9 protein-coding genes are annotated in these 12,471 nt (G+C 41.8%); 5 read left to right on the top strand and 4 right to left on the bottom strand.

All coding sequences use genetic code 11. The features are described 5' to 3' along the window. Positions 1-2: 2 nt before the first annotated feature. The 3 genes from V7K60_RS23095 to V7K60_RS23085 all read left to right on the top strand — a co-directional run bounded on the left by V7K60_RS23095 (position 3) and on the right by V7K60_RS23085 (position 5,617). On the top strand, positions 3-836 hold the full coding sequence (locus tag V7K60_RS23095) for a glycosyltransferase family 39 protein (RefSeq protein ID WP_334928707.1): 834 nt from the start codon (positions 3-5) through the stop codon (positions 834-836). 315 nt (positions 837-1,151) lie between these two features. Further along, a complete protein-coding gene (locus V7K60_RS23090) occupies positions 1,152-1,328 on the top strand; it encodes a hypothetical protein (protein ID WP_334928705.1) in 177 nt (58 codons plus the stop codon). Positions 1,329-1,648: 320 nt separating this feature from the next. Then, positions 1,649-5,617: a DUF2157 domain-containing protein gene (locus tag V7K60_RS23085; protein ID WP_334928703.1), complete on the top strand. Its 3,969-nt coding sequence runs from the start codon at positions 1,649-1,651 to the stop codon at positions 5,615-5,617. 192 nt (positions 5,618-5,809) lie between these two features. On the opposite strand, the gene V7K60_RS23080 is transcribed toward V7K60_RS23085, so the two are convergent. Both V7K60_RS23080 and V7K60_RS23075 read right to left on the bottom strand, forming a co-directional pair. Then, entirely contained in the window at positions 5,810-6,166 is a 357-nt protein-coding gene (locus V7K60_RS23080; protein ID WP_334928701.1) for a hypothetical protein, read from the bottom strand. After that, positions 6,127-7,086 carry an NAD-dependent epimerase/dehydratase family protein gene (locus V7K60_RS23075; protein WP_334928699.1) on the bottom strand — a complete coding sequence of 320 codons (960 nt, stop codon included), beginning with the start codon at positions 7,084-7,086 and terminating at the stop codon, positions 6,127-6,129. The genes V7K60_RS23080 and V7K60_RS23075 overlap by 40 nt, the downstream gene beginning before the upstream one ends. Positions 7,087-7,995: 909 nt before the next feature. Here V7K60_RS23075 and purD point away from each other — a divergent pair. Together purD and nblS are read left to right on the top strand one after the other, a co-directional pair. Further along, positions 7,996-9,273: a phosphoribosylamine--glycine ligase gene (gene purD / locus V7K60_RS23070; RefSeq protein WP_334928697.1), complete on the top strand. Its 1,278-nt coding sequence runs from the start codon at positions 7,996-7,998 to the stop codon at positions 9,271-9,273. A gap of 223 nt (positions 9,274-9,496) precedes the next feature. After that, positions 9,497-11,443 (top strand): two-component system sensor histidine kinase NblS, encoded by a 1,947-nt coding sequence (gene nblS, locus V7K60_RS23065; protein ID WP_334928695.1) that lies wholly within the window; start codon positions 9,497-9,499, stop codon positions 11,441-11,443. 92 nt (positions 11,444-11,535) lie between these two features. Here the strand turns inward: nblS and V7K60_RS23060 are convergent, their stop codons facing one another. Both V7K60_RS23060 and V7K60_RS23055 read right to left on the bottom strand, forming a co-directional pair. Next, positions 11,536-11,904: a zinc ribbon domain-containing protein gene (locus V7K60_RS23060; RefSeq protein WP_334928693.1), complete on the bottom strand. Its 369-nt coding sequence runs from the start codon at positions 11,902-11,904 to the stop codon at positions 11,536-11,538. 167 nt (positions 11,905-12,071) lie between these two features. Further along, a complete protein-coding gene (locus V7K60_RS23055; protein WP_334928691.1) occupies positions 12,072-12,374 on the bottom strand; it encodes a hypothetical protein in 303 nt (100 codons plus the stop codon). Positions 12,375-12,471: the final 97 nt, after the last annotated feature.

Below are 12,471 nucleotides of genomic sequence, written 5' to 3'. Positions count from 1 at the left end.
CAATGAAAGGGCTTATTTTAGAAGATTCGCAGATTTTGCCACTATATATCTTGATTACCCGGTTTTGGGTAGAGTGCTTTGGCAATTCTATAGCAGCAATCAGAAGTTTTTTGGCATTTATTAGTCTGTTTACCTTTCCTTGTCTTTATTGGCTATGTCAAAAATTATTTGAGTCTTCACTAGTAGAGTGGATAGCCATCGGGTTAGTAGCCATTTCACCTATTCATATCGTGTATGCACAAGAAGCGCGATCGTACAGTTTAAAGATAGTAGCCATCTTAATATCGAGTGTAGGACTGCTGCGAGCCATGCGCCTTCAAACAAATATTAGTTGGTACATTTATATAGCAATATTATCAATAGGGTTCTATAGTCATCTATTTTTTACCTTTGTTGCTTTTGCACAGGGAATTTATGTAGTTGTAATCGAAGGTTTCCGATTGAGTAAAATATCGATTTACTACGTGCTATCATTGCTTGCAGGGTTTATAACTTTTGTACCTTGGATTTGGATTATTATTACCAATCCTCAGCCAGAAGCAGTTACTTGGGCGAATACTAAACAAACATTATTGATGTCAGATGTGAAGTGGGCTGGTATCTTTAGTCGTGCGTTTCTTGATTTAGATATTAGTCCTAACAAACTAGGAAAACTTAAGTTTGTCTTAATTCCTTTTATTTTAATTATTTTAGCTTTAATCAGCTACTCAATTTATTTTGGATGTCGAAAAACTTCTAAAAAAGTTTGGTTATTTGTCTTAACTTTGATTGGATCTCTAGGGCTTCCTTTACTGATAACAGATTTCGTCTTTCAAAAGCGATTTGCTACTAGTTGATATACACTTACTTCAGTTTTAGGTATACAGTTAGCTGTTGCTTACGTATTTACCACTAAGCTCGCGTCTATTTCTACTCAAGCTTGGCAAAAAAAGTTTTGGTCACTTGTAGCGTTTATAGTAATTATGGGCGGAGTTATATCTTGTATGGTTCACTCTCAAGGGCAGATTTGGTGGAACCAGTTGCCTGAAAAATACTAAGAATATCCTAAAATTGCTAATATTATTAATCAAGGGAAGAAACCGCTTTTAATTAGTGATGAGGATAACATTATTCCACAGCTACAAGTACTTAGTAAATTAATCGACCCAAAAGTGCAATTTCAAATTGTAGGAAAAAATCAGTTACCAGAGATTACTAATGGCTTTACCGACATATTTTTGTTCTTGTTCGAGCCGTCTGACTTTTTAAAAGCTGGAGTTGAAAAAGTTTATAACTCAAAGTTACAGCAGGTAGACGACTTTCTCTGGAAAATAACAAAACCTAATTAAACTAAGGATACAGGTACCTTTAGCGGTTAGGAGACTGCAAGGTGGAAAATAAAAGCAGATAGTTAGCATTTGAATATTGCTTGTAGTTTAAAAATTAATATGCTTGGGTTAAGGGTTATTGGTGTAAATAATTGGTCTTTCAAGACGCAATAAATCACAAAGACGCGATTTATCGCGTCTCTACATTAGGATTTTGGACTTATCTAAACTGTATTGGGTTAAAAATTAATATCAATTAGCCTTATAAGTGACACAGATAGAGCAAAAATATACTTTAATTAAACAAATAATTTAAGTATATACTTGTACTGCTGCCACTTATGTCATTGCCCCTTGAGCGCCCGCTAAAAATTGACATCAGACTGCCATCTTCCCATCCTCAATTATTAGAAGGACTGGATATATGGCTGCGTTTAGGTCTAATATCTGATGCCCAAGTCAGACAGTTATGTCAAGAGTTTCTGGTGTGTGCAGTGGTGTTACAACCCCAGGCTGAAGCTCAAACAAAGGTAGTATTTGCAACTTCTGACCCCGTGCAGCAGTTGCCCATAGCAGCTTTACAATCTAGTAGCGGTAAACAACCACAACAAAAACCAGCTAAACCCAACTTTATCAGCACAATGTTGCAGTCCTTGGGGGCAGAACTGAGTGTCCGTTGGCTACTTTTTCTAGGGGTTTTCCTGGTAGTGGTATCTTCTGGGGTACTGGCTGCTAGTCAATGGGCGAGGTTTCCCGCTTCTGGACAGTACGGGGTTTTATTTGCTTATACTTTGAGTTTTTGGGGATTAAGCTTTTGGGCGACTAGGCAAAATAACCTCAGATTGACGGCTCAGACATTGCTGATTGCCACTCTTTTGTTAGTGCCAGTGAATTTTTGGGCAATGGATAGTTTTCGGTTGTGGCAAAATCCTGTGGATTGGATTGTAGTTGCGATCGCCTGTCCTACTCTGACTGCTATAACTGTTTTACTCTCCAAAAATCGGACTATTTTTACCAATTTACATACTGGCAAATTACCTCTGGTAAATATTTTGGGGCTGAGTTATCTGCATTGGGGTTGGCAATTAAGAGGATTTCCCTTAATTGCTGTTTATCTGGCAACGATCGCCACAACTATCATTACCGTTTATCACAATCTTTTCCAACAGCCTCATACTGGCAGCGAGGAAGATCGGGGCGATGTCTACGACAGGCTACGCCTACGCCGTAGGGTAAGTATTAGTTTACCTGCTGCTGTAATTATTTATTCTTTAATAGTATTGTTGGTGCGGGCAATTTTTGTTACCAAGGTAGATGTCACACTGTTGGGGTTAGCTATTGGCATTTGCGGCTGGTTGATGACTTGGTTAGCACAGCAGGGAACGAGTAGGGCAGGGGGCAGGGGGCAGGGGGCGGGGGGAGTAGGGGAAGTAACATTAATATACTCCTCATTTCCCTCATCTTTTTTACTCTGGGAAAGACTTGGGGGCGTTTTACTCTTTCTGGGTTGGCTGGTATCGGTAGTTAATTATCCTTGGCAAGCAATAGCTGTCAGTGGTTTGGGTTTGTGGTTTGTGGGGAGTCGCTTGCAGTGGTTCAGTTTAAAGCAAGACTTTGCAGCGGTTTTCGTCATCGGCTTAGAGACGATTTTGCTAGGTTGGCGATTAGTACCTAATAACTTACAGAAATTAGTGATCGCAACTAGTACCCAACTCACCAATTCTCAAAATGAACCTTGGGCGCTACTGAGTATAGCTTTATTTCCCTACGTAATTTTGATGGTGGCGCTTACAGATAGTTTGTATCGCAGCCAAAAGCGAGAATTAGCTAAATTTGGCGAACTGCTCACTCTGTTATTTGGAACTCTTTTAACAACGATCGCTATAGTAAATCCCACATTGCGATCGCTAAATCTGCTATTCTCTACCGCCACTCTCGCATTCGTTACTCAACGGCGCTCCCCCTCATCCCTTCCCCTGGTATACCTAACTCACATTATCGGGGTGCTGACGTTTTGCTTTACTATTAATTGGTTATTCCCCAGCCTGAGTCAACAAGCCTGGGCAAGTATTTTATTGGCTCTCATGGTTGCAGAATGGCGATTTAGCTTGGAGGAAGGACTATGGCAACGTAGTGCATGGGACATCGGTTTAGGATTAGCCGCAGCTAGTTTTTTCCTTTTGTGGATGAATGCAGAATCATCTTGGTATGGCATCGCTGATAACCGATCTGATTGGGGGGTTTTATGGTTAGTTACGCCTTTAGCTCTCACAGGTGTTGCCAATGCCACAATTATAGAGCGGCGGCTTACTAGCCGTTACTTGAGTGTCTTGGCTGTGATAGTTGCCCAGCTACTGACTTTACAACTACCAGGAATCAGATTAATCAGTTTGGCTGTAGGTGCTGGATTGATGTTTGCAAATACGCACTATTTGCGAAACCAAGTATCTGCGGTAATTACAGAAGGATTTGTTTTAAGTTTCATTGGAGCGCTGCTGGGGACGGGTGTGCCTGGTTTACCTCGCCTAGCGGTAGCAGGTTGGTTTGTGGTAGGAGCGATCGCAACTCTAAGTCTATGGTTAGCGCGGACTATTTTGAACCGACGCGGTAACGAATTAGCTGTTATCTATGCAGCCGCTAGCGATCAATGGGCGATCGCCTTATGTGGTTTAGAATTGTTGAGTTTGACGCTGCACTCAGTGCTGATTTACCAAGGGTTTACTACTTCAGTATTTTTGTTCTTAATTGCCACTACAATAACCCTGGCAGCCATTGTTTATCGCAGTTGGCGAGAACCGACAAATTGGGCATTTTATGGGATTGGTTGGTGTTTGGAATTGTTGATTACCCAAGTGCTAGGGTTGGAAGAACACTCAATTGTGAGAATTGCAATTGCAAACATCGCCTTGGGTTTAATTACTCAGCTTGTCGGCGAATGGTGGCGACGCCGACATCAATTAGAAAGGTTTCCTAGCAGCCTTCACATTTTGCCATTAATTTATGGTGTATTTAGTATATTGCTGCGTTTGAACACCTTCACCGAATGGACAGGTTTGTATTCCTTGGGTGTAGCTTTAATTATTATTGGTGTGGGGCGACGGCGCGAGAGCTTTAAACCCTTGCTGTACTTAGGAATTATTGGCGTATCAATTTCTGCTTATGAACTTTTGTTCTATCAAATGTCACAAGCTTCAGGAGGAGCATTAGGTGATGGATTAATTGCCATGTCTGCCCTTGGCGCGAGTATCATGTATGCTTACCGCATTCTGTCGCCTTGGCTTGTCAGTTACTTACGCCTAACTCCCCAAGAATTGAAAAGAATTGCCCATATTCACTGGGTTTGGAGTAGCTGTTTATTAATGGCTGCTATTCCTCTTCCCATTGGAGTTAACCGTTTGGTGGGATTGGGAACTGGGGTATTTTTGATTCGCTATGCCATCTTTCAGGGACGAAATTCACGCACTTCACCCAGTTTTTTCGGAGGAATTACAATCGCCCAGATGTGGGTTTACCTTGGCTTATTAGAGGTAGCCGGCATGAGGATTTATTGGCGGGAGACAGCAGTAGGGCGATTTTGGGCTGGGCCATTAGTTCCTTGGAATGGTGCGATCGCTTGTTTAGTAGCCTACTTTCTGTACATCTTACCTTGGGAAAGTTGGGGTTGGTCTAAAAGACCTTGGCAACAAGCTGCATACATCACACCACTGATAATTTTATGGGAAACCAGACTGCAAACTTACCCCATTACCTTGATAATCGCAGCTGGATTCTATATCTTCCTTACAAAAGTAGGTGAAAACATCCGTTTTACCTATATTAGTGTAGCGTTGATTGATTGGGCACTTTATCGCTGGTTTGATTCTTTACGTTTGACTGATACTTTGTGGTATGTAACGCCAATTGGGTTATCACTGCTTTATATTGCTCAAGTAGATACCCAACTAAAGCTACCAGAGTACAAAACATCTCGTCATCTTCTGAGAGTGCTAGGGAGTGGTTTAATTTGTGGGTGGGCAATTTTATTTAATCAAAATACAGCTTGGATACTGGGAATTCTTAGTCTCATCGCCATTTTTGCTGGATTAGCTTTACGAGTACGGGCTTTTCTCTACATTGGTACAGCCACTTTTTTAATTACTACAATCTATCAATCGGTAATTTTCAGCTTGCAGTACTCCTTTTTAAAATGGGTTGTTGGCTTACTAGTTGGCATTTTACTGATTTATATCGCCGCCAACTTTGAAACCCGTCGCGCTCAAATAACTTCCTTAATTCGTAGCGCCATTGATGAATTTCAATCATGGGAATAGGTAAGCTAAGGATTAAACTAATTAGACAGGCGATCGTCTAAATTCAAGATACCTGTAAAAGCATGATTTTGCTTGGCTTGTAATGATATAGGAGCGCGATCGCACCCTTGCTTACGATTCGCAATCAGCAAGAGTATGAGCAAGCGATCGGTTTGTGGAAAATCTTGGTCAATCCCTGCAAGATTACATAATTTATTTGTTGGAAGTCCCTAATACATCAAAAAATATTGCTCCAGGGTTGACGTTTCCGTGTTTCGCGCAGTCTGTAGCAGCTTCCGTCTTCCCTGTAATAACTTCCGCTTTGACGTTTCCGTGTTTCGCGCAGTCTGTAGCAGCTTCCGCTTTCCCTGTAAGAACTTCCGCTTTCACGTTTCCATGTTTCGCGCAGTCTGTAGCAGCTTCCGTTTTGACGTTTCCGTGTTTCGCGCAGTCTGTAAGAACTTCCGCTTTTGCTGTAGCAACTTCTGCCTTAACTTTACTAAGTCCAAAGATAAAGAAGATGAGAAAAATTAGGAAGATAGGGAATACAAAGATTTCACCCAGTCCCATTCCTGCGTCAAACCCTCTTTTAGGGAGACTTGCGGCTGATATCCGAGAATTTTCTGCGCTTTAGATACATCAGCAGCCGTGTGGCGCGCGTCTCCCATCGCTTTTTCTATGTGGTTTCTTTTGATTGGCTTCCCAACAATTTCTTCAATCGTATCTAATACTTCTGCTAAAACCACCCTGCTACCACCACCAATATTAAAGATTTCTCCCACTGCTTGGCGTGCGGTAGCGGCGGCTAAATTAGCGGCGACAATATCACTAACAAACGTAAACTCCCGCGTTTGTTGGCCATCGCCGTAAATAAGAATCGCCTCATTGTGCAAAATGGATTGAAAAAACTTATAAAATGCCATATCTGGGCGCTGCTTGGGGCCATAAACTGTGAAATAGCGCAATGTTACACAGGGCACACCAAAGTTCTTGTAATACAGTTCACACAAAAACTCTGCTGCTAGCTTCGTAATACCGTAAGGAGAAACTGGTTGAGGACAAATTCTCTCGTGGGTAGGTAATGTTTCGGCATCACCATATACACTAGATGAAGAGGCAAACACTAATCTTTTGAGGTGTTTAGCATCTTTAGCTGCTTCCAGCAAAACTTGTGTAGCGTTAACATTTCGTTCTGTATAGCCTCGAAAAGCTTTACCCCAACTTGCTCTGACCCCTGCTTGTGCCGCTTGATGGTAAACTACATCAACATCTTTTAGGAGTTTCTGCCAATCTAAAAACTGCATATCTCCTTCAATTAATGCAAAACCAGGTAAACGATACAAGTGTGCAACATTGTTTCGCTTTAACATAGGATCGTAATAATCATTGAATTCATCAATTCCAATTACTTCGTTTCCTTGTTGTAGTAATGTTTCTGCAAGATGAGAACCAATAAAACCTGCGACTCCAGTAACGATACTTTTAGCCATATTGCCGATTTTTTATATCCTGATTAACCGCGATATTCACAAGCTAATAATTATAATCATAAATCGGTTATTAATTAAGGATTTTTTTTATAGTTCTTTTTAGTGTTATCAATATAAAAGATAATTAAACTAATACATTTATGCTAAAAATATGTTACCAACTTGATTGAATAACTGCTAACAATAAAAATTAAAACTGTAATAATGAGTGAAATTAAATTTGGAGAATTAACGCAGTTGAAATTTAATGGCTAAAAGAGTTCAGCAGTTCAAATAATTAAAGTGATGCGTAAATAAAGGACTGCTATTTTATTTTTCAAAAAATACGTAAAGAGCCAGTCGCTTAAGCGGGTTTCCCGACTTGTGCAAACTGGCGTTGTGTTAGCGAGAGCGTAACGTACCATTCTGAAGAATTTGGTGCGTTACGGATTTTATCCTAACGCACCAAATTGGCGTGACACAGCTAAAATAGTGCATTAGATGTAGGTTGGGTTGAGCAACGCGAAACGCAACATCAATCGGAGTATTAGGTTTCTTTACTCAACCCAATCTAAAAATTTTTTTGCAACAATTTAGCCTTGCCATGCGACTACAGTACCTAATTGTGTTCAAAAATTAAATAAGAATCCTATATTTAGATTAGACTTCTTGCATGAATCAAAAACCCTCACCCTAAATTCCTCTCCCAAGCTTGGGAGAAGGACTTTGAAATTGGCTCCCCTTCTCCCAAAATTAGGAGAAGGGGTTGGGGGATGAGGGCGAATTTCACATTTGTGCAAGAAGTCTATTGTTTTATCCTCACATACTAAATCATCAGAGACTTGCACAAATGTGAGAATTAATGAAAAAATTGATCCGCGAGAGCCGAATTAGGTATTCTCATTTTGCAAGGGACGCACGAGGAAATCAGTGAAAGTTTTAGTTGTCGGGAATGGAGGGCGCGAACACGCTCTGGCATGGAAACTGTTGCAATCTAAGCAAATTGAGCAAGTTATCTGTGTACCAGGGAATGGGGGCACGGCAAGTATGAAAGGTTGCCAGAACTTGCCTTTAGCAGTAGATGATTTTGAGGGCATGAGCCAATATGCTTTAGAACATGGCATAACTCTGGTAATAGTTGGGCCAGAAGTCCCCCTAGCTAAGGGAATCACAGATTACCTCCAAGACAAAGGATTGATGGTATTTGGCCCAGTCAGAGCGGGAGCGCAAATTGAGGCGAGTAAAGCTTGGGCAAAAGCCCTGATGCAAGAAGCAGGGATTCCAACGGCACGATGTGCGGTATTTACGGAGGCTGCGGCAGCAAAATCTTACGTCAAATCTCAGGGAGCGCCAATTGTTGTTAAAGCTGATGGCTTGGCGGCTGGTAAGGGTGTAACGGTAGCTGAAACAGTTGCACAGGCAGAAAGTGCCGTTGATGCAATTTTTCAGGGACAATTTGGCAGTGCTGGTAAATTTGTCGTCATTGAAGAATGTTTGATTGGGCAAGAGGTGTCAGTTTTAGCGTTGACTGATGGGTTAACAATTAGACCCTTATTGCCAGCTCAAGATCATAAGCGGATTGGTGACGGCGATACAGGAGAAAATACTGGCGGCATGGGAGCATACAGCCCCGCACCCATTGCTACACCAGAGTTGATGGCACGCATTCAAACAGCAGTATTAGAAAGAGCGATCGCCACCTTAAGAGCTAAAGGCATTGATTACCGAGGCGTGCTGTATGCTGGGTTAATGATTGCACCCGATGGCGACTTGAAGGTTTTGGAATTTAACTGTCGCTTTGGCGATCCCGAAACCCAGGTGATTTTGCCACTGTTAGAAACACCCTTAGAAGAGTTGATTCTAGCCTGTATACAGCAGCGCTTAAGTGAATTGCCGCCCATTGCTTGGAAAGGAGGAGCATCTGCCACTGTGGTTGCCGCTTCCGGTGGTTATCCAGGAGAATATGAGAAGGGCCAGGTGATTACTGGCATTGAAGAGGCAGAGGCAACAGGAGCAACTGTATTTCATGCAGGTACGAAATTGAACCAGCAACAAGAAATAGTCACAGATGGAGGTCGAGTACTAAATGTAACGGGAATCGGAGAAAATTTTGAGCAAGCGATTGCCCAAGCCTACGCTAGTCTCAAACATATTCAGTTTCAGGGAATGTATTACCGGAGAGATATTGGGCATAGAGTAAGGAGTTAGAAGTCATTCAATTTTGGATTGAAGGAGAAATCTATAATCCAAAATTGGCAAAGTCAGGAGTTATTCCCCATGCCCTATACTTCGACTACGCATTTCGGCTACGCTCAACGTCAACTCAGTACAAGTGCCCTATTCCCCCTTCCCCTAACATATTTGTCAAATTAACTGTTAATTTTTAAGTTGTTGAGCTTTATAACAAAGACTACTAACAACTTTATTTAAGATGCTAACTCTGTTAAAAACAATTCGACATGCGATCGCAAGTTGGTGGTCGGAGTTCACCCTCCAGACTAAACTGCTGGCTGTGGCCACAATGGTAGTTTCGTTGGTGATGAGTGGTTTGACCTTCTGGGCTGTGAATACAATTCAGCAGGATGCGCGGATGAATGACACCCGCTTTGGTCGTGATTTAGGGCTGCTGCTTGCTGCCAACGTTGCCCCCTTAGTCGCGGACAATAATCTCACCGAGGTTGCCCAATTTTCCCAACGCTTCTATAGCAGCACCTCTAGCGTGCGTTATATGCTTTACGCCGATGAAAACGGGGAAATCTTTTTTGGCATTCCTTTTTGGGAAGCTGAGGTAGAAAACTCCCTTACGATTAAACGGCGGATGCAACTGCCAGAAGATTACCCTGGCGATGGCGAAAAGCCGATGGTGCGACAACACACAACCCCAGATGGGATAGTTACCGATGTATTTATTCCCCTGATTGTCAATAAAAAATACTTAGGTGTATTAGCGATCGGGATCAACCCCAATCAGACCGCTGTTATCTCCACCAATTTTACCCGCGATGTCACCATTGCCGTTTTTATTACAATTTGGGTAATGGTGATTTTGGCAGGAGTGATTAACGCCTTGACCATCACCAAGCCCATTAAAGAACTACTGGTGGGGGTAAAGCAAATTGCTACCGGGAATTTTAAGCAGCGGATTAATTTACCTTTAGGGGGCGAACTAGGGGAATTAATTTTAAGCTTTAATGAGATGGCAGAGCGATTAGAGCGCTATGAAGAACAGAACATTGAAGAACTGACCGCAGAAAAAGCCAAACTAGAAACCCTAGTTTCCACGATCGCAGATGGTGCCGTGTTGATTGACAACAACATGCAGGTGATTTTAGTCAACCCCACAGCAGAGCGAATTTTTGGCTGGGAAGCCGCTAATGTAGTAGGTTGCAATGTCTTACATCACTTGCCAGCATCAGTACAAATCGAAATCACCCGTCCCTTGTACGAAATGGCAGCAGGCGAATGCGAAAGCGCCGAATTCCGAATTTTTATTAACCAACCCACCCCACGGACGATCCGTATTCTCTTGACTACAGTACTTAACCTGCAAAGAGAAAGCATCAAAGGTATTGCGATTACTATTCAAGATATAACCCGTGAAGTCGAACTAAACGAGGCAAAAAGTCAATTTATCAGCAACGTTTCTCACGAACTGCGAACGCCTCTATTTAACATTAAAACTTATATTGAAACCCTGCACGACTACGGCGAAGACTTAGCTTTACAAGAACGGCAAGAGTTTCTGGAAACAGTCAACCATGAAACCGATCGCCTAACCCGCTTAGTTAACGATGTTTTGGATTTGTCAAAACTCGAATCTGGTCGCAACTACAGCTTCGATGGCGTAGATTTAGCCCAAGCGATCGAGCAAACCCTGCGTACTTACCAACTCAATGCAAAAGATAAAGGTGTTGAACTTGTTCAGGAAGTTGCCCCTAATTTGCCGCTAGTATTAGGTAATTACGATCTGTTAGTACAAGTGTTTGGCAACCTGATTGGTAATGCCCTTAAATTCACCAAAGCCGGTGGTAAAGTAGCAATCCGTGCCTACCAACTAGATTTCAAGCCCAGTCACACCGAATCCGCACCAGTGCGAATTGAAATTTCCGATACTGGAATTGGCATCGCCACAGAAGATCAACACTCAATTTTTGAACGCTTCTTTCGCGTAGAAAACCGAGTTCACACCCTAGAAGGTACGGGTTTAGGTTTATCGATTGTCAGAAATATCATCGACAGACATCGTAGTAAAGTCCATCTAGTGAGTGAAGTCGGCATTGGCACCACTTTTTGGTTCGACTTAGCTACCTTTGAGGAAAAAGTGCTACCGATACAAGTTGAACCTATTGCAGAAGCATCCAAAATTACCACAGCTTAAAGACAAGGGACTGGCTATGTCTGCTTGTGATGCTTTTTTAATAAAGTTACGATAAAAAGTATGATAATTGTCACAAGATAGAGGAATTTCATCTAAGTTACTAAACTGAAGAACAAACAGACTAATAATAAACCCAAAAGCAACAGCAAAGCCTGATTGCGTTTTACCCAACTTTTCACAGTTACTGCAAAACTGTTAGTGTAACGCTGTTGTTTCAACTCTAATTTTGTCTCTTCAATATTTTGGTAGAGGGTACAGTCTTTAGCGTAGGGACGTTGAGGAAAATTGCAAGTATCATCAGCATGATAGGTGCAGGTGTCGCACAGATACCCGTCCCCAGTGGCGCGGTGCAATGGAATACCGGGATGACCGTAAGCTTTGAGTGTTGTCCGGCAATAGGGACAATTGATAGCTTGACTATCAACGAGTTGATGGCAGTGGGGACAAGATACAGTAGCCAAAACCTTTAGCACAAATAGGTAAACACTATGATTCTAGCCATTCTTGAATTTTATTAACAACAGAGGCAAAAATTGTTATAAGGGAGAAATTATTAGATGCCTTAGCCCTGCACGATCGCTTTGATTTGTTAAATGTCAATTAAGCAAGCTGACTACTAAACTAGCTGTTAGTCCTTGTCAAAAAACTGTGATGATAAATTTCTTTTATCTGTAGTTGAGTGAATAGCTTTGTTGAAATCTCGCAGCAACTCTTCTTCCGCATCCCGCTCTTGCTTGAGTTCTCGAATCATTTCTTGACTAGAACCAATCAGCAAGCCAGCAACTGCACCAACGATCGCGTATTTTTTCTCCAAATTTTGATACATTTGACTGGTGTAAGGACAAGGAAGTAAACTAGCAGTAATAAAACCAATTCCTGCACCCACAAATGCTGTCACCAAGCCAGAGAAAGCGATTAATTTAGCGTTCATTTGCTTCGCTCCAATGCTTATAATATTTGCTAAATAATCAGAAGATACTCTACATTGTCTCAGAGGTTCCCAAAGTCGTAACTTAATCTTTATCTCT

Source organism: Nostoc sp., assembly GCF_036917555.1.
Lineage (GTDB): Bacteria > Cyanobacteriota > Cyanobacteriia > Cyanobacteriales > Nostocaceae > Nostoc.
This window is presented reverse-complemented; position numbering and strand designations above follow the sequence as displayed.

Coding starts and splice junctions, on each gene's coding strand:
- V7K60_RS23055 (WP_334928691.1), bottom strand. CDS start 12,374: ATGAACGCTAAATTAATCGCTTTCTCTGGCTTGGTGACAGCATTTGTG.
- V7K60_RS23085 (WP_334928703.1), top strand. CDS start 1,649: ATGTCATTGCCCCTTGAGCGCCCGCTAAAAATTGACATCAGACTGCCA.
- V7K60_RS23080 (WP_334928701.1), bottom strand. CDS start 6,166: ATGGGACTGGGTGAAATCTTTGTATTCCCTATCTTCCTAATTTTTCTC.
- nblS (WP_334928695.1), top strand. CDS start 9,497: ATGCTAACTCTGTTAAAAACAATTCGACATGCGATCGCAAGTTGGTGG.
- V7K60_RS23075 (WP_334928699.1), bottom strand. CDS start 7,086: ATGGCTAAAAGTATCGTTACTGGAGTCGCAGGTTTTATTGGTTCTCAT.
- V7K60_RS23095 (WP_334928707.1), top strand. CDS start 3: ATGAAAGGGCTTATTTTAGAAGATTCGCAGATTTTGCCACTATATATC.